We start from the raw sequence: 17008 nt of genomic DNA on the forward strand, positions 1-17008 counted from the left end.
CAGGAGAAAGGACTTACATGTCTACGTTTAACCCCGGACGCGTACTGGTCACCGGCGGTGCCTCAGGACTCGGCGCAGCGGTTGTGGTGCGCGTTCTCGAGGCCGGTGGCACCCCTGTGGTGCTGGACCGTGACATCAGCGGAACCTCGGGTGTGAAGGCGCTCGAGGTGGATGTCGCCGACCGTGAGGCCGTGACCCGCGCGGTGCAGGAGGCGGCGGAGACGCTCGACGGTCTTGACGCCGTCGTCACCGCCGCTGGGATCGACCGGTGCGGACGCCTGGAGGACGTGCCGGCGGATCAGTGGGAGAAGGTGCTCGCGGTCAACCTGTTGGGAACCGTATCAACGGTCCGTGCCGCGCTGCCCTACCTGAAGGGCTCGCATGGTCGGGTAATCACGATCGCATCCACGCTCGGGATTCGGGCGGTGGGCGATGCGACGGCCTACTGCGCGTCGAAGTTCGGCGTTGTCGGGTTCAGCCATGCCCTCGCGGCCGAGATGGCCGGGGAGGTTGGAGTGACCACGATAATTCCCGGGGGCATGGAGACCAAGTTCTTCGACGACCGCGACGAGAAGTACAAGCCGCAGGACAACTCACGGCTCAACGATCCGGCGCGGGTGGCCGAAGCGATCCTGTTCGCGCTGTCGCAGCCGCGTGGGTGCGAAGTGCGCCAGATGCTCATCTGCCATGAGGAAGAGGGTTCATGGCCGTAACGTAGTCCCCGCCGCAGAAGGCGTCTTCCGTCGTTGGACACAAAAACTGCACGTACGGGCAGTTTCCTTGCGGCCCGGTCAGTCTGCGCCGTCCATGCTGGAACCACCGTTACGTGGCCCTGGCAGCAGAAAGCGCTTCCCGGAGTACGTCGACGAGTGGGGTCCAGAGCTTCTCCAACCGAGCCTTCCAGGGCAGTGCCATTTCGCCCGCCTGAAGCCTGAATTGCAGCTCGTCCAATGTCACCCATTCGGCGGTGGCCACCTCGTCCGGGCAGAGTGTCAGTTCGATTTCCTGTCCCGCAGGCGCCGTGTAGAGGTCCATTAGTGCTGAGGACTCGCGAAAGCGCTCCACGAAGATCAAACCGCTGGCGGGAACCTGAAGGCCGGTTTCTTCGCGAAGCTCCCGCCGAGCAGCATCCTTGCTCGATTCCCCAGAGAACGCACTTCCGCCGGGGAACTCCCAGGTTAGGGGGAATTCCTTGGTGGCTGATCGTTGCGTAAGAAGAACTGCACCATCATGTCGGTAAATACAGGTTGCAACGATGAGGTGGAAGCGGCCGGAAGGCCAGTCAGGGTCTCCTCGGCGATACGTCTGCCCGGTCGGATGCCCGTGTTCATCGGTGACGTCCCACCACTCATCGGAATTCGGCGCATGCGGGGCGCTGGAAGAACTCATTACGTCAGCATATGGCCTTCATTGGTGATGCTTCCGGGACGGTCTTCTACGACTCCGCCTAAACATGGGAAGCCCTAAAGCCCGATGAGCCATGGGTGATCCGGATGGGCGACTTGCAAGGCGGACCTGAGCCACTGTCGGTCCAGATCGTCCAGCAAGGGTAAGCACGATTCGAAGTCCGATTGGTCCTTGGGCCGTAGTCCGGGGGCCTTGTGCAACAACTGAACTTCGGGTCTCAGATAGTTAATCCCATCGAGGGTCCAAAGAATGTCCCCGGTTGGGCGACCTACACGTCCATCCCGTTTGTAGGCCCACATCGAATCCGTTGTGTCCATGAGAACGACGTCGTACTCCCACGGCTCGGCTCCACCCGCACGCAACCAAAGGTTGCTCCAAGTTTAGACAGTTCATCATTTGCGCTGCGCTGCGATGCCGTCGGCCTACGGACGCGGTTTCCGTGCGTCACTATCATGAAGAACGTGAGTCGTGTGGTGTTCATGTGTGGTCCGGCGGGGTCTGGCAAGTCAACGTGGGCCCGACGACTGGAGGACGAGGGCTTCATCAGGCTGTCGATCGATGAAGAGGCGTGGATCCGCGGCTACAAGAGTCATCCGCTTTCAGCCTCCATTGCCCGAGCGATTGAGGACCACCTCCGAAACCACTTGGTCAGTTATGTGAACGCAGGCAGGGACGTTGTCCTCGACTTCTCGTTCTGGTCGCGGGCGATGCGGAACGACTATCGGCATCTACTAATTGGGTTGGGAGTCACACCGGTGACGGTGTACCTTGCGACTCCGCGAAACGTAGTTCTTGAGCGCATGCGGGCCAGGAGCGGCACTGCCCCGAACGAGGTAAAACTGAGCGAGGAAACAGCGGCCGAGTACTTTGACACGTTCGAGCCTCCGACCGCGGAAGAAGGCCCGCTGCACATCATTCGTTAGCATGTCAGCGGCACGCTGGACTACAAATCGAGGACCAAAGCGAGGGCTTCGTCGACTCGCTGCATCTCGTCGACTGTCAGAAACCCAACGGAATCCGTAAGGCGATTCAAATCGACAGTCGCGAGTTGGTCGCACATCACCAATGTCTGCCGACCGGCGATGAGTACAGGCGGGCGGAAGCTGGTCTCTCGTGCACTGGTGCTGGTGAACGCCACGATCCAGGTACTGAGACTAAGCCAGTCCGGCTGCACCACGACCGCGTAGCGCCGACCCTTCTGCTTGTGGCCCTTGCCTCGCGCGGGGAGCCTGTAAACCTCACCCCTCACGCAGCGCAGCCATCTCCTGCTGGATTGCCCGGACTTCGGCCAGATCAGCCGGATCATCCTTGACGGCGCGAGCCTCTGCTGCCGCGATCCGGCGGCGTTCGTCGCGGTGCATCGCAGCCAAGGCAGCAACGATGACCTGGTCGGCGCTCTCACGCCGGGCGGCGCCAACCTGGAGGAGGAGATCGCGAGTGCTCCTTCGTACTTTCACAGTGGTGGTATCGGCCATAACGAAAGTCTACTCCTGGTAGACCGCTCGGGTGAGGGAGGACGAACGTTTGGACACACCAACGGCACCGACTGGCGATAACCGCACGTAGGCGGGACTTTGTTGCTCGGCTGTTGCTGAAGATGCCACAGTGTCGCTGTCACGCCGGGGTGGCCCGGCGATTGAGCGGAGGAGCCAACGATGACCAAGTTCGTCCATCCGACCGTAAGGCGCGGAAAAATCTTGTACACGATGCAGGTTCTTGGACTCGCAGGCCTAACCCTCGTTGCGGCGTACTACGGTTTGGTCCAGGGAAACCTTGCGCTTCTGCTCCTAGCGCTTGCGGGCGTGGCCCTCACGGCCTTGGCTGCTTTTTTCTTCGCCCGCGAGTACCGCAAGCTCCGTCACGAGTATCGCTACGAGGATGAGGAAGGCGTGGCGAGGGGCTCCTGAGCCTCAAGATGCTCGCGGTATTGCGAATAGCCGGGACAGTGTCGGTCACCTGCGCGCTACCGCGCAGCAGCGCACGCGATAGCACGATTCGTTCCGCCTGGGAGCCGGACAAGCGGGAGATCGCCGAAGAAGCCGCTTGCCGTCAATCCTGCCCCTTATGTAACGCAAGTTCGCGCACATCCGCGTAGACGGCGTCGGGATGGATCTGTTGAACGAACGATTCGTCATGCTCGCAGCGTTCAGCGGTCCAGCCCACCTGGGTGACATCCACGCCGCACACCGGGCACTCGATCACCCACGCGATATGAACCCGGTGCAGCATACGGCCCATTGCGCCGGCGCTGATGACGTTGCCCGCCCAATAGACTCCGACCGTCGGCGTGCCAACGGCCTGGGCGAGATGCCGCGGACCGCTGTCATTACCGACGACGACGGAGGCCACCGACAGCACCCCGGCCAGTTCTGATAGGGACAACTGACCCGCCAGCGAGCGGATCCTGTCGGGTTCCTCCGCGCGTTCCAGGATTTCCTGCGCGGCGGGAAGATCGCTGTCGTCACCCACCACTACGACGTCGTTGCCGTCCCGGGCCGCCATGGCGGCCACTGCAGCGAACGACGACGTCGGCCACCGTCGCCGCGGATCCGTTGCGCCCGGGTGAATCACCACGAGCGGACGGGCACGCCGCCCCGCCAGGCGCAATCCCGCAGCCTTCTCATCTTCGGTGACGGTGAAGCGCGGCTCAAGGGAAACCGGAGCGGCACCCGAAAGGCCAACCACTTCGAGCGCGCGCAGGAACTCGTTCTGGTAGTAGATGTAGGGCAGGTTGCGGTTGAGGGCCGGTGCGTCCGGAGTCCGGGTTCCGACCGTATGGCGTGCGCCAAGGGCCAGCAGGAACGGGTTCGAGTTGCGGCCGCCGCCGTGGATTTGGACGGCCAGATCGAAGCTCTGCGCACGCATACGTTCGACAAACTCGGCTGTGGCCGCGGGATCTTCCTCACCCGGGCGGACGCCTGGTGCGTACGGGAGCACCTCGACATGTTGCACGGGCCCCGGACGGTTCCGCAGAAGCTCGGCATGCAAAGGTGTACCGAGAAGCGTGATGTCAGCGCCTGGATAAGCCGAGGCCAGGGCGTCCAGGGCCGGATACGCGAACAGGAGATCCCCAAGACCCCCACCGCGCAGCACTGCGATCCGGCGGACATCCGGAAACTTCTCAAGCACCGGACCAACACCGTTGGACATCCTCACCCCCTCATCGAGTCAGTAGAAATGACTAAAATTTCGCGGATTTCAAGTCATTTCTACTGACTCGATGGGGATTTTTCCGATTCCGTCAGATCGGTGATGAACGCGGTCGAGGCGCAATTGCGGATGCCGTCGATGCCATCGACAGCGGTCTGCTTGTCTGCGTAGGGTTCGCTGGTCATGAGGGTAGCGCCGTCGTCGCCGGTCAACCGGAACCTCAGCTCCCTGTTGTCATCCACGTAAATTTCAAACCTGCCGGCCATGTGAGTCTCCTTCGTCCGTACACGCCCTGCCTCGACCTGCTGTCGACAGAGCCAGTTACTAAGCTTACTGTTTATCTATCCGGTGTGATGGACGTTGCAGGTGCACTGAGCGAAGGAGGCAGCAATGGCTGCGCAGGAGAACCCCGAAACCGTGAATGACGACATATCGCAGGCGGACGAAGAGGCCACCGTCAATGACGTTGCAGAGGACGTGCGAGCGGAAATCCGCCTCGGACACGTGGAAGACGACGTCGCGCACGTTCTGGAGGAACGGCTCGACGAAGCCGGAGTGCACCTGCGGCCGGAGAAGGTTGACGACATGGCCGACGAAATAGAGAACGACGTCTCCAGCTAGCCCATACCAACCCCAGAGAAGGAGTGCTGCTATGTCACTTGCCACCATCAACACCGTGGTTGAAAGCGTGATCGACCGCGTGGAGCGCGCGGAGTTCCTGGACGGACCGGCTGACAAGGTCGCAGGACTGGTGAATAAGTGGCTGAAGCCCGGACCAATCAAGGACGTGCTCAGCGGGACGGGAACGGGGCACCCCGCGCACCCGATCATCGTGCTGCTTCCGTTGGGCTCGTGGGCGTCGGCGTTCTACCTGGACGTAGCGGCGCCCAATTCCGATGGCACAGCCGCGCGCCGGCTGATCAACCTGGGGAACCTCACGGCGGTGCCCACCGTACTCACCGGGCTAAGCGAATGGGCAGACACGCAGGGCGCTGAACGCCGGGTTGGGCTAGTGCATGCAGCGTTAAACCTCACCGCGATTGCACTGTTCACTGGCAGTTCCATAGCGCGCAGCGGGAACGCCCGTCGCACCGGAGTGGTCACGGCAGCACTTGGGATGGCCGCAGTGTCCGCTTCCGGATGGCTGGGCGGTCACCTTGCCTACGCCCGCGGGGTTGGAACGGACACGACGGCGTTCGAGGTGCCACCGGCTGACTGGACCGACGTGGCGGGTGAGGACGAGGTCAGTGACAAACCCATCGGCGTTGACGCAGGTGGTGTGGCCGTGCTGCTCATCCGTGCGAACGGCGAGATCCGTGCCCTGTCGGACCGCTGCACCCACCGCGGCGGCCCCCTGCATGAGGGCACAATCGAGGACGGCTGCGTGGTCTGTCCCTGGCACGGCAGCCGGTTCCAGTTGACGGACGGGCAGGTCGCGAGGGGACCGGCAACCCGCCCGCAACGTACCTTCGAGGTTCGCACCGTGAATGGCCGCATCGAAATCCGGCCAAGCGATGACCCCGGCAGCTTGCGCAGCGAGCCTGTCACCGGAGCAGACGCCCGTCGGTAAAGTCAACAGATGTGACAACTAAACGAAGCAAGCTGACGCGCCCGCGCGCCGTCGTCGTCGGTCTGACGGTTCTGTCGCTGACCGGCTGCGGCAGCTCCGCTGACGGGGCGCGAGATACCGCCGCCCAGTTCCAGGAAGCGATCGCCGGCGGTGATACAGAGGCGGCCTGCGGGTTGCTCGCCCCGACAACCGTGGAGGAGCTCGAATCGACGTCACAGGCGTCCTGCCCGGATGCGCTCAGCGAAGTGGACCTGGAGGCAGCGGGTGATCCCGCCGTCGTCGAGGTTTACGGGCGCAACGCACAGGTGAAGTTTCCCGATGATGCGCTCTTCCTGACCGAAAGCGGGCAAGACTGGCTGGTGATCGCCGCGGGCTGCACGCCGCGCGGAGACCGGCCCTATGACTGCGAAGTAAAGGGGGACTGAGAATGCGTGGCATGTTCATCTCTTACCTGACGCTCATCAGCGCGGGCCTGATCTACATGGTGGTCCTCGCGGTGATGCAACGGTGAGCAGCGTGCGCGGGACCATCCGCAACAACAGCCTCAGTATCTTCTTCGGCGTTATTTTCCTGCTCGCCCTGATCGGGCAGGCCCTCACGGGCGTCGCACTGTATAACGAGCAGCAGGTGGCGAGCGGCCTCGATCAGATCGGGCTGGGCCGCTACCTCACCTCGTCTGCGTTCGCGGTGGATGTTTCGGAGAACTGGCAGTCCGAGTACCTTCAGTTTCTGCTCTATATCTTCGCGACCGTCTGGTTCGTTCAGAAGGGGTCACCCGAATCGAAGGAGCTGGACAAGACAGGCAGGGAATCCGACGAGGAACAGAAGGTCGGCAAGTACGCCGAAGCGAAGTCCCCAGAGTGGGCGAAAGCCGGCGGTTGGCGGCTAGCTGTCTTCTCGCGTTCGCTCGGCATAGTCATGGGCCTGATCTTCCTGCTGTCCTGGCTGGTGCAGTACCTCGCCGGGCGGGTCGCCTTCAACGAGGAGCAGCTGGCCAACCTGCAGGACCCGTATGGCTTCGCGGAGTACCTCGGCTCACCCGAATTCTGGAACCGCACCCTGCAGAACTGGCAATCGGAATTCCTGGCCGTCGGCAGCATGGCTGTCCTGTCGATCTACCTCCGGCAACGGGGATCACCTGAGTCGAAGCCGGTCGGCGCGGAGCATTCGGCGACGGCACAGGAAGGCTGAGCACGCTTTTCGCCGTCGACCTGTGTAAACCGCGGCGCTCCTGGGTACTTCTCTGGCACGGAGGTTACACCCGCCAGTTACAAGGAGCGCAATGACAAGCGAGCCCCACACGATCGCCCCAGCAGACGAAGCCACCTTCACCATCGTTGATCCCCGGGACGGCAGCGAGGTTGGCACGGTCGAGTCCGCCAGCCGGGAGCAGGTTGCCCTGGCGGTGCAGCTTGCCAGGGGTGTGCAGGAACAGTGGGCCGCGGTTGACCCCGCGGAACGGGCGGCTTCCGTGCGCGCTGCCGCGGGTGCGCTTCGCGACGGCGCTGATCGGCTCGCCGACCTGAACAGCCGGGAAACCGGACGACCCGTTGATGAAGCGCTCGCCGGGATTGAAGCCGGCGCGGGGACGCTGGAGCAGTACGCCGAACTCGGCCCATTGCATCGCGGCCACAGCCTGCGCGGCTCGGCCCTCGCCGCCGATTACACCGTGGCCGAACCCCGCGGAGTGGCCGCCGTCCTCACACCCTGGAACGACCCGGTGGCCGTGGCGGCGGGTCTGCTTGGCGCGGCACTGGTCACCGGCAACACCGTCCTCCACAAGCCCAGCGAGCGCTGTCCGCACGTCGGGCGGCTCCTCGGCGAACTGCTCTCGCCGTGTTTCCCGCCGGGGGTGCTGACCACCCTCACCGGCGGCCCGGAGGTTGGCACCATGATTACCATGGAGGCCGGTATCGACGTGTACGCGCACGTGGGTTCCAGCGCGACGGGCGCGCGGATCGCGCGCGCCGCCGTGCTTACCGGCGCGCACGTGCTCAGGGAGAACGGCGGCAATGATCCGCTGTTGATTGACGACGACGTCGACCCGGCCTGGGCAGCGGAACAGGCGGCTATCGGGGCCTTCAGCAACGTCGGGCAGATCTGCACGGCCGTCGAACGGATCTACGTGCACGAGGCAATCGCCGATGACTTCTGCGAAGCGCTCACCCGGGAGGCACGCCAGCGAAACGCCTCCGGGACGTTCCCGCCTCTGGTGGACCGCCGGATGCGGGAGGCGGTCGCAAGTCAGGTCGATGGCGCCATCCGCATGGGAGCCGAAGCGGCTGAAGGCGGCTCCGTTCCGGACCGGCCCGGCGCGTACTACCCCGCGACTGTCCTGCTGAACTGCACTGGGCAGATGGAGATCATGGCCGAGGAAACGTTCGGTCCGGTGGCGCCGGTAACCCGTGTGGGCAGTTTTGATGAGGGCCTCAAACTGGCCGCCTCCGGGAAGTACGGCCTGGCCGCGAACGTCCTCACCGCGAACATCGAACACGCCCAGCAGGCTATCGCGGCGCTTCAGGTCGGGACGGTCAAGGTCAACGCGGTCTTCGGCGGCGCGCCCGGCGGCTCAGCGCAGCCCCGCGGGGAGAGCGGCCAGGGATTCGGTTACGGCCCAGAGCTGCTGGACGAGTTCACGCGGGTGAAGGTGGTGCACCTCCAGGCACCCGGACGGGCTGCCCCATGAGTGAGCTGAGTGAGGCGCGCGGCCTGGCCGAGTGGGTGCCCGTCGCGCTGGCGGAGTCCGCACCCCTTGTCACGGTTGTGGGCGACGTGATCCTGGACGGTTGGTGGAGCGGAAGCATTGAACGTTTCTGTCGTGAAGCGCCCGCTCCCGTAGTGGACGTGCAGCGCCGGGAGTATGCGCCGGGAGGCGCCGCGAACACCGCCATGAACCTCGCCGCCTTGGGCGCCCGGGTACGGCTGGTAGGGCTGGTGGGCAACGACGACGCCGGCGGCCGCCTCCGCAGCCTGCTGGACGACGCCGGGGTGGACACCTCCGCTCTCCTCGCCACGGACGGGATCCGCACAACAACCAAGTACCGCATCATTGGAGGCGACCAGGTGATGCTGCGCCTCGATGACCGCGACGGCACACCGACTGCGGCCGCGATCGCCGCACTGGCAGCGGCGGTGCCGGACGCGCTGGCGGGGAGCGCCGCCGTCGTCGTCTGTGATTACGGCTCCGGTGCGCTGGAGACGAGCGTGCGGAAAGCGCTCGCGACGCACATCGGGGAGGCACTCACCGTGGTGGACGCCCACGATCCGCGTCCGTGGGCGGAACTTGCCCCGGACATCGTGACCCCGAACGCGCAGGAAGCGGCCAGACTCCTGAACGCCAGTTTCAGCGGGGTGAGGGACCGAAGCGGCGTGGTCACCGAGCGTTGTGGCGAGCTTTTCGACGCTACGGGGGCGGGCGCCGTCGTCGTGACCCTGGACCGGGACGGGACTGTGCTGCTCTCGGCGGACGGCCAGGGGCACCGGACCTGGGCGAGGCCGGCGTCGGAGAAGCAGGCCTCGGGTGCGGGGGACACCTTCGTCGCCTGCCTGACCGCGGCACGGGCAGCGGGCATGCCGATGACCACGTCGCTGGACCTGGCGCAGGCGGCGGCGGACGTCGTCGTCGGGCGTCCGGGCACCTCGGTGTGCTCAACCGCGGATCTCACGGAGTACCTCGGCGGGCTTTCTGCGGCGGCGCTATCGCTCGATGAACTGCTGCGGCGGGTTGCCGAACACCGGGACCAGGGCCGCCGGATTGTGCTGACCAACGGGTGCTTCGACGTACTGCACCGCGGTCACACCCGCTACCTGACCCAGGCGAAGCAGCTGGGCGACGTCCTGGTGGTGGCACTGAACGGCGACGAATCAGTGCGGCGCCTCAAGGGCGCGGACCGGCCGATCAACGGTATCGCCGACCGCGCCGGCGTCATCGCATCACTGAGCTGCGTGGATTTTGTGACGGTCTTCGATACCGACACACCCGTTCCGCTGATTGAAGCGCTGCGGCCGGACATCTACGCGAAGGGCGGTGACTACTCCTCGCAGATGCTCGAGGAGGCGCCGGTGGTTGAACGCTTCGGGGGAGTGGTGCGCATCCTCGATTACGTGCCCGAACATTCGACGACGGCGGTCGTCGAGAAGATCCGGACGCTTCCCTCCGCAGCGTCATGAGCCGTCGAGGGTCCGGGCAGTGGGGGCGGGCGGCTCCGCCTCTCGATGCGGAGCTGGACGTGCTGATTCCCGCGTTCGGCAGGCCCGCGGAGCTCGCCGTGACGCTGGCCGGGCTTGCGGGCCAGGACTCGCCGTCGTTCCGCGTGATCATCAGCGACCAAACTGAGGATGTGCCTGTCTGGGAGTCGCCCTCGGTGTCGGCGATGGTGCGAGTGCTGCAGGCACAGGGCCGTGAGGTGCAGCTTGAGCGCAACCTTCCTAGACGCGGCATGGCGCAGCAGCGGCAGTTCCTTCTGGATCAGTCCCGCTGCGCGCAGGTTCTTTTCCTTGACAGCGACGTCTGGCTGGAGCCGGACATGCTGCGCCGCATGTCCGAGGCGTTGGCGTCAGCCGGGTGCGGGTTTGTGGGCGCCGCCGTACAAGGGCTGTCCTACCTCGATGATTATCGGGAGCACGAGTTGGAGCCGCTCGAACTGTGGGAGGGCGGCGTGAAACCCGAACGCGTCCGTCAGGAGGAGCCCGCATTTCAGCGTTGGCGGCTGCATAATGCCGCCAACCTGACCCATGCCGCCGCCGGCATGGACATTCCGAGCTCCGGCTGGCGGCTCTACAAAATCGCGTGGGTGGGCGGATGCGTCATCTTCGACCGCGCGGCGCTCGTTGAATGCGGCGGCTTCGACTTCTGGGACGAGCTGCCGTCCAACCATGCGGGCGAGGACATCGCGGCGCAGTGGCGCGTGCTGGAGCGGCATGGTGGCGCGGGAATCCTGCCGTCGGGCGCCGTGCATCTCGAGGCGCCCACCACGGTGGCGGACCGCTCAACGGATGCGGCCGACGTCGTGCACGGGACTTCGGGGGAATAGCCGGTTGCACGCGACCTGCGGATCCATTGCCTTCACGCATCCGCCGCGCCATCAACGCAGCCCCGAGCGCGGTGAGTAAACGGTTCCGTTGCTTACGTGCACAGCGCAGGACGCCTGAGTTACGCCACTGACACCCCGAACACCAGTCCCAGCAGGTAGGTCGCTGCGGCAGCGCCGAGTCCGATGGCCAGCTGCCGCAGCGCCCGCTTGAACGGCGACGCGCCGGAGAGGAGCCCGACGACGGCGCCCGTCCCCAACAGCGCCAGGCCCACCAGGGTGCAGGCGACGACGACGGCGGCAACGCCGGTCAGGCCGAACAGGTAGGGGAGCACAGGGATCAGCGCCCCGGAGGCGAAGAAGCAGAAGCTCGCTCCGGCTGCTCCCACTGCGTTTCCGACGGTTTCGTGATCGTCCTGCTGCTCCATGCGCTCGGGTTGGAGGGAAAGGCTCGGATCGCAGTCACAGGTGAACCGGCCCATCCGTTCGGCGGCGCGGTGTTCGGCGGCTTCGAGGGACATACCCCGCGCCCGGTACACGAGCACCAACTCGTTGGCGTCGATGTCCAGTTCCTTGGCCGCGGTAAGCGTGACCTGGGTGGGGCGTGACGCCGCGAGCAGCTCCCGCTGCGACCGCACCGACACGTACTCGCCGGCCCCCATCGACAATGCCCCGGCAAGCAGCCCGGCGAGACCGCTGAACAGGACGAACGCGCTCGAAACGCCTGTGGCACCGATGCCCATGACCAGTGCCAGGTTGCTCACCAGGCCGTCATTCGCGCCGAAAACCGCCGCACGGAAATTCCCGGAGAGACGGTTGCGGCCCCTCGTGGCGAGCCCGCGGACCACCTCCTCGTGGATCTGCTCATCGGCGGCCATGGCGTTGGTGGCAAACGGATCCGCCGCGTAGGGCGAGCGGCCCTCCGCACGCTGGGCAAGCGCAAGCACGAAAACGGACCCGAAGCGGCGGGCAAGGAACCCGAGGACCCGGTTGCGGAGCGACGGGCGGGCAGGCTTACCGGCGTCGTCGCCCAGCAGCTTCAGCCAGTGCTGTTCGTGCCGGCCTTCAGCCTGTGCGAGTGCAAGGAGGATCTCGTGCTCTTCGCCGGTCCGTTTGCGCGCAAGGTAGCGGTAGGTCGCGGCTTCAGCGCGCTCGTCGGCCAGATACTGCCGCCAACGCCTGATGTCAGCGGGGGTGCGGGTTTCCTGGGGCGTCACGGACGGCTCCTGATCTTCCATGGCCAGGGCGTCTTGGGGCTCCGGCCATTAACGAATGCATGGCCGAAGGTCTCGCTCGCCGCCTACGCGGTGGACTGCCGGGCCTCATCGCTGAGTGCCAGTATGTCGACAGGCCTCGGAGCGTCACGCCCCGGAGCTACTCCCCTTCGCAAAAGCCCATCCTACCGGATCGGTCAGGGGTGCCCGGCCGCTGAAGTCCCGGCGCTACGCTGTTGACTGTGGAATCAACACCGAACGACGACGACGGCGGTCGCAGCGCCCTCGCTCGGCGCCTTCTGCGCGGCGGCAGCGAACCCGACCCACGGTTCACCCTCGCCAATGAGCGCACCTTCCTCGCCTGGATCCGCACCTCCCTTGCGCTTATGGCGGGAGGCATCGCCGTCGAAGCCTTTACAGCTGACATCTTCGTGCCCGCGCTGCGGACCACGCTGGCCGTCCTGCTGCTCCTGCTCGCCATGATCATTGCCGCGGTCGCATGCTTCCGGTGGCTCAACGTCGAGCGGGCCATGCGCCACGGCTCGCCGCTGCCTTTGCCGTTCCTGGCGCCGCTGCTGGCTCTCGGCGGAACTGTGGTTGCCGCCGTCGTTATTGTGTTTGTGCTGGTGCGGGCCGCCTGAAATGACGACCACCAACCGCGATGCGGGGCTGCAGCCCGAGCGCACGTCGCTGGCCTGGGGGCGAACCATGACGGCGCTGGTCGGCGCGAGCCTGCTCTTCCTGCGCTGGGTTCCGGCTCACGGCTGGTTTGCAGGAACGCTGGTCTTCACGGCGCTCGCCGCCGCGCTCGGTATCTATCTGAGCCAACGGGTGCGGTATGCGCGGAGCGTGGCCGGAGTGATCCGCGGGCGTCTCCAAGCGGATGTTGCAGCGGTTCTGTGCACATCGGGTGCGGTTTTGGCACTCGGCGGGCTCGGTATCTACACCGTTTTGTTCCTCCCTTTGTAGTCTCGGCCCGTAGGGTAGGAACCGACCTGCCCCAACAGACAGCAAGGAACCGTGCCCGTGGAGTACCGAAGCGACACCAAGGCCTCGCCGAACAGCCCCTGGAAAGACGGCTTGGGAAGGGCGAGCATCCGCAGCGCCCAGATACTTCTGCTCATCACCGTGCTGGTGGTGTCCATCTTCGGCCTGATCCAGATCCGGTTGGTGGTCATCCCGCTGCTGCTGGCCCTGATCCTCGCCGCGGCGATCAGTCCGCTGGTCAACATGCTTCGCCGCAGGGGTTGGCCGAGTGCCCTGGCCACCGCGTTCTCGTTCCTGCTGCTGCTGGTTGTGCTGGGCGGCGTCATCACCGGCATCGTGTTCGCGGTGCGCAGCCAGTTGGACGAGCTGACGCAGCGAGCCAACGAGGGTTTCCAGCAGGTCTACGACTTCATCCAGACCGGCCCCATTCCCATCGATGCCGAGCAGATTGAGAGTGCCCGTCAATCGCTCATCGACTTCGTTACCAGCTCCACCTTTGGCAACACAGCGCTCACCGGGCTGACGGCGGCCGGTGAGTTCCTCACCGGTCTTGCGCTGATGCTGGTCATCCTCTTCTTCTTCCTCAAGGATGGCGACAGGATCTGGGCGTTCATGCTGCGTGCTTTCCGTGGGGAGCGGTTGGCCCGGGCGCAGCGCGTCGGACACAAGAGCCTCGAGGTTCTCGGCGGTTACGTGCGCGGGACGGCGATCATTGCGTTGGTGGATTCACTGTTCATTGGCATCGCGCTGTTTGTCCTCGGCGTTCCGCTTGCCCTGCCGCTGGCCGTGATCGTGTTTATCGGTTCCTTCGTGCCGCTGGTCGGCGCCACTGTTGCCGGGACTCTGGCCGCGCTGGTCGCACTCGTGGCCAACGGGCCGTTCGTGGCGCTGATGGTGATTATCGTCGTCGTCGTCGTAAACCAGCTGGAAGGAAATTTCCTGCAGCCGGTGGTGATGGGGCGCTCGCTCAACATCCACGCGCTGGTGATCCTGCTGGCCCTCACCGCGGGCACCATCCTGGCCGGAATTGTCGGTGCCATTCTCTCGGTTCCGCTGGCCGCCGTGACCTGGGCAGCGATCAAGGCGTGGAACGCGGAGGAAACGTCACAAGATCCGGATCAGGTTGAGGGCGAGGAACCGGACCCGGGCCACGTTGCGGAGCAGGACAGCGTTGGCGGACCATCGCACTCGCAGGGATCATAATCGTAGAAACTGCCCGTAGGTTCAGGGCTGCCGGTTCGAAGCGGCAGGCCTGAACCCGCGGGCAGTTTCTGTGAAAAACCTGCTACCGGACCGGCGTCGTCGGGCCCTCGACGGGCACTTCCTCCTCGACGTCGCCGGCAACACGCCGGTTCCACGCCGTCATCACCGCTGAATCCGTAGGTTTCGTGGACAGCGAGACGATCACGTAGGAGAGCGCGGACGCGATCAGCCCGAAGTAGATCGGCTCGTTGGCGTACAGCCCGTCGCCAATGCTGAAGCCCGCGTAGACCGCCAGCGTCCCGAGGGTTACCACCGAACCCGCAACCATCGACACGGCGGCGCCCGGTCCGGTTCCCCGCTTCCACACGAGGCCGCCGAGGATGGCGACCAGGAGGCCGCCCACCAGGATGTCGTAGGCGATGGTGAGGGCTACGACGACGTCATTCAGCACGATCGCGACCGCCACCGCGAGCAGGCCAAGACCGAGCACCCAGAGACGGTTGCCCGCGACGTCGTGCCCGGGGTTCTCCTCCTTGCTCCCCTGGCCTGCCACCGCCGCGCCGCCTCGCAGGCCGTGGCGACGCCAGCTCCGTACAAAGGGAACGACGTCGGCGCTGGCCACCGTCGCCGCCGCGATGAGCGCACCGGACGCGGTGGACATCATGGCCGCGACGGCTGCTGCGAGGACCAGGCCGCCGATGCCGATGGGGAGAATCTCGATGGCAACCTGCGCGTACACGTCGTCGGTGTTCTCAAGGACGGGCAGGAGGACGCTGGCGGCCATGCCGATCATCGCGCCGGCCACGCCGTAAAGGATGCAGTAGATGCCCGCCGTGGTGCCGCCCCAACGAGCCACGCCGGGAGTCTTCGAGGTGAACACGCGCTGCCAAATGTCCTGACCGATGAGCAGCCCGAGCGTGTAGACAACGAAGTAGGTGATGATCGACTGCGCACCGATGCCGGTGATGCTGAAGAATTCCTCGCCCGCGCGTTCCCGGATTCCGTCGAAACCGCCGGCCGCGGACAGCGAGAAGGGAAGCATGAGGGCGAAGACCCCGATGGTCTTGATGATGAACTGGGCCATGTCGGCCAGGGTGATGGACCACATGCCGCCCACGGTCGAGTAGATCAGAACGATGACGCCGCCGAGCGCGATGGCTACCCAGCGCTCCAGTCCGAACAGCACCACGAAGATGGTCGCGTAGGCGCCGGTGGACGTTGCGCACAGCACCACCGTGTAGGCGAGCATGACGATGCCGGCCACCTTGGTTGCCTCGTGGCCGTAGCGGAGGGTGAGCATCTGGGAGACCGTGTAGATCTTCAGGCGCTGGATGGTCGGTGCGAAGAAGAGACTGAGCACGAGCACGCCGGTGCCGATTGCGACCACGAGCCACATCCCGGAAATGCCGAACTGGTATCCGAGCCCCACGCCTCCCACGGTGGAAGCGCCTCCCAGGACGACGGCGGCCATGGTGCCGGTGTAGAGGAACGGACCGAGGCGTCGGCCAGCCACCAGGTAGTCGCTGGTGTTCTTGGTACGCGACTTGCCCCACCAGCCGAACGCGAGCATCGAAGCCAGATACAGCGCCACGATGGCGACATTGAGAAATTCCATGGTTCTCCTGCTATTTCCGTTGGGGGAAGATTCACCTATAGGCAACAGATGTTTCCCTGTAGGCTAGTTGTGATGGAACTAACAGGTCAAGTGTGAGTCTTGGGAGCACGTCGGTATGCTCGTGATTCAGCCTCCGGAAGGACCAAAGATGAAGGCTCTGCCAGTCGAACCAAGCAACGCACCCGTTGCGATAGGTTCGCGGATTCGTTCTGCCCGTCAGGCGCAGCGCATGACGATCGAGCAGGTGGCGGACTCCACCGGGCTGACCAAGGGATTCCTCAGCAGGGTGGAGCGGGACCTGACCTCGCCGTCAGTCGCTTCGCTCGTGACCCTGTGCCAGGTCCTCTCCATCTCAATCGGCGACCTGTTCACCGTCCCTGAAACGCACCTCACCCGGCTTGGCGAGGCGCCGAAGATCAGCCTCGGCGGGGAAGGGATCAATGAACGGCTCATGACCGCGCGGTCTGAACGCCGGCTCCAGATGATCCGCGCCGTCGTCGAGCCTTACGGGCGAGGCGAAGCTGAGTTGTACTCCGTGGACTGCGAAGTGGAGACGCTGCATATCGTTGCGGGCCGCTTTGAACTGATCTTCTCGAACGCGCGGTACGAGATGGAGGCGGGGGATACCGTCACTTTCCCCGGCCGGGAGCCGCACACCTGGGTCAACCCATCGGATGAGGAAGCCGTGATCCTGTGGACGCTGGTCCCGGCGGCATCCGGGGGTTGACGCGGTTTGACGCTCTAATCGTTACCGGGATACCAAGCTGGCTTATGGAATACTGATCGAAGACGGCGGTCTATACAGGGACCGGCGTCCGGGTGCGATCGAAAA

General features: G+C 65.0%; 21 protein-coding genes. 14 read left to right on the top strand and 7 right to left on the bottom strand.

Annotated elements, in window-relative coordinates; genetic code table 11:
* Positions 1 to 17 precede the first annotated feature (17 nt).
* Entirely contained in the window at positions 18 to 713 is a 696-nt protein-coding gene (locus BJ994_RS02170) for an SDR family oxidoreductase (protein ID WP_167990996.1), read from the top strand.
* A gap of 109 nt (positions 714 to 822) precedes the next feature.
* On the opposite strand, the gene BJ994_RS02175 is transcribed toward BJ994_RS02170, so the two are convergent.
* Entirely contained in the window at positions 823 to 1389 is a 567-nt protein-coding gene (locus BJ994_RS02175) for an NUDIX hydrolase (protein WP_167990998.1), read from the bottom strand.
* Between the two features lie 470 nt (positions 1390 to 1859).
* On the opposite strand from BJ994_RS02175, the gene BJ994_RS02180 reads away from it, so the two are divergent.
* On the top strand, positions 1860 to 2330 hold the full coding sequence (locus BJ994_RS02180) for a P-loop nucleotide/nucleoside kinase family protein (RefSeq protein WP_209066471.1): 471 nt from the start codon (positions 1860 to 1862) through the stop codon (positions 2328 to 2330).
* A gap of 20 nt (positions 2331 to 2350) precedes the next feature.
* On the opposite strand, the gene BJ994_RS02185 is transcribed toward BJ994_RS02180, so the two are convergent.
* A complete protein-coding gene (locus tag BJ994_RS02185) occupies positions 2351 to 2713 on the bottom strand; it encodes a type II toxin-antitoxin system PemK/MazF family toxin (protein WP_209066473.1) in 363 nt (120 codons plus the stop codon).
* Entirely contained in the window at positions 2646 to 2882 is a 237-nt protein-coding gene (locus tag BJ994_RS02190; protein WP_167991004.1) for a hypothetical protein, read from the bottom strand. The genes BJ994_RS02185 and BJ994_RS02190 overlap by 68 nt, the downstream gene beginning before the upstream one ends.
* A 180-nt stretch (positions 2883 to 3062) precedes the next feature.
* Here BJ994_RS02190 and BJ994_RS02195 point away from each other — a divergent pair, with 180 nt between their 5' ends.
* Complete coding sequence (locus BJ994_RS02195; RefSeq protein WP_167991007.1) at positions 3063 to 3314, top strand: hypothetical protein; 252 nt, start codon at positions 3063 to 3065, stop codon at positions 3312 to 3314.
* A 142-nt stretch (positions 3315 to 3456) separates the two neighbouring features.
* Here BJ994_RS02195 and BJ994_RS02200 read toward each other — a convergent pair whose 3' ends face one another.
* A complete protein-coding gene (locus BJ994_RS02200; protein WP_167991009.1) occupies positions 3457 to 4557 on the bottom strand; it encodes a glycosyltransferase family 9 protein in 1101 nt (366 codons plus the stop codon).
* A 59-nt stretch (positions 4558 to 4616) separates the two neighbouring features.
* Positions 4617 to 4823: a YegP family protein gene (locus BJ994_RS02205; protein ID WP_167991011.1), complete on the bottom strand. Its 207-nt coding sequence runs from the start codon at positions 4821 to 4823 to the stop codon at positions 4617 to 4619.
* Positions 4824 to 4947: 124 nt separating this feature from the next.
* On the opposite strand from BJ994_RS02205, the gene BJ994_RS02210 reads away from it, so the two are divergent.
* From BJ994_RS02210 to BJ994_RS02240, 7 genes are all read left to right on the top strand, one after another.
* A complete protein-coding gene (locus BJ994_RS02210; protein WP_209066475.1) occupies positions 4948 to 5178 on the top strand; it encodes a hypothetical protein in 231 nt (76 codons plus the stop codon).
* Between the two features lie 31 nt (positions 5179 to 5209).
* Positions 5210 to 6127 carry a Rieske (2Fe-2S) protein gene (locus tag BJ994_RS02215; protein WP_167991013.1) on the top strand — a complete coding sequence of 306 codons (918 nt, stop codon included), beginning with the start codon at positions 5210 to 5212 and terminating at the stop codon, positions 6125 to 6127.
* 11 nt (positions 6128 to 6138) lie between these two features.
* A complete protein-coding gene (locus tag BJ994_RS02220; protein ID WP_167991016.1) occupies positions 6139 to 6552 on the top strand; it encodes a hypothetical protein in 414 nt (137 codons plus the stop codon).
* Between the two features lie 91 nt (positions 6553 to 6643).
* Positions 6644 to 7318 (top strand): DUF6766 family protein, encoded by a 675-nt coding sequence (locus BJ994_RS02225; protein WP_342450228.1) that lies wholly within the window; start codon positions 6644 to 6646, stop codon positions 7316 to 7318.
* A 91-nt stretch (positions 7319 to 7409) separates the two neighbouring features.
* A complete protein-coding gene (locus tag BJ994_RS02230; RefSeq protein WP_167991021.1) occupies positions 7410 to 8813 on the top strand; it encodes an aldehyde dehydrogenase family protein in 1404 nt (467 codons plus the stop codon).
* On the top strand, positions 8810 to 10297 hold the full coding sequence (gene rfaE2 / locus BJ994_RS02235; protein WP_167991024.1) for a D-glycero-beta-D-manno-heptose 1-phosphate adenylyltransferase: 1488 nt from the start codon (positions 8810 to 8812) through the stop codon (positions 10295 to 10297). Before BJ994_RS02230 ends, rfaE2 begins: the two co-directional genes overlap by 4 nt.
* Entirely contained in the window at positions 10294 to 11160 is an 867-nt protein-coding gene (locus BJ994_RS02240) for a glycosyltransferase family 2 protein (protein WP_167991027.1), read from the top strand. The genes rfaE2 and BJ994_RS02240 overlap by 4 nt, the downstream gene beginning before the upstream one ends.
* 119 nt (positions 11161 to 11279) lie before the next feature.
* Here BJ994_RS02240 and BJ994_RS02245 read toward each other — a convergent pair whose 3' ends face one another.
* Complete coding sequence (locus BJ994_RS02245; protein ID WP_167991029.1) at positions 11280 to 12395, bottom strand: VIT1/CCC1 transporter family protein; 1116 nt, start codon at positions 12393 to 12395, stop codon at positions 11280 to 11282.
* A gap of 218 nt (positions 12396 to 12613) precedes the next feature.
* On the opposite strand from BJ994_RS02245, the gene BJ994_RS02250 reads away from it, so the two are divergent.
* From BJ994_RS02250 to BJ994_RS02260, 3 genes are read left to right on the top strand one after another with little or no spacing between them, the layout of a single operon-like run.
* Complete coding sequence (locus BJ994_RS02250; protein WP_342450230.1) at positions 12614 to 13012, top strand: YidH family protein; 399 nt, start codon at positions 12614 to 12616, stop codon at positions 13010 to 13012.
* 1 nt (position 13013) lies between these two features.
* Positions 13014 to 13340, top strand: a complete 327-nt coding sequence (locus BJ994_RS02255; protein ID WP_167991031.1) for a DUF202 domain-containing protein — start codon at positions 13014 to 13016, stop codon at positions 13338 to 13340.
* A gap of 57 nt (positions 13341 to 13397) precedes the next feature.
* Positions 13398 to 14561 carry an AI-2E family transporter gene (locus BJ994_RS02260; RefSeq protein ID WP_342450231.1) on the top strand — a complete coding sequence of 388 codons (1164 nt, stop codon included), beginning with the start codon at positions 13398 to 13400 and terminating at the stop codon, positions 14559 to 14561.
* 82 nt (positions 14562 to 14643) lie between these two features.
* On the opposite strand, the gene BJ994_RS02265 is transcribed toward BJ994_RS02260, so the two are convergent.
* Positions 14644 to 16176 (bottom strand): sodium:solute symporter family protein, encoded by a 1533-nt coding sequence (locus tag BJ994_RS02265; RefSeq protein ID WP_167991036.1) that lies wholly within the window; start codon positions 16174 to 16176, stop codon positions 14644 to 14646.
* A 148-nt stretch (positions 16177 to 16324) separates the two neighbouring features.
* Here BJ994_RS02265 and BJ994_RS02270 point away from each other — a divergent pair, with 148 nt between their 5' ends.
* The gene (locus tag BJ994_RS02270) at positions 16325 to 16903 is read left to right on the top strand and encodes a cupin domain-containing protein (RefSeq protein ID WP_167991039.1); all 579 of its coding nucleotides are present in this window, start codon (positions 16325 to 16327) and stop codon (positions 16901 to 16903) included.
* The last annotated feature ends 105 nt before the right edge of the window (positions 16904 to 17008 follow it).

Source organism: Arthrobacter pigmenti (genome assembly GCF_011927905.1).
Lineage (GTDB): Bacteria > Actinomycetota > Actinomycetes > Actinomycetales > Micrococcaceae > Arthrobacter_D > Arthrobacter_D pigmenti.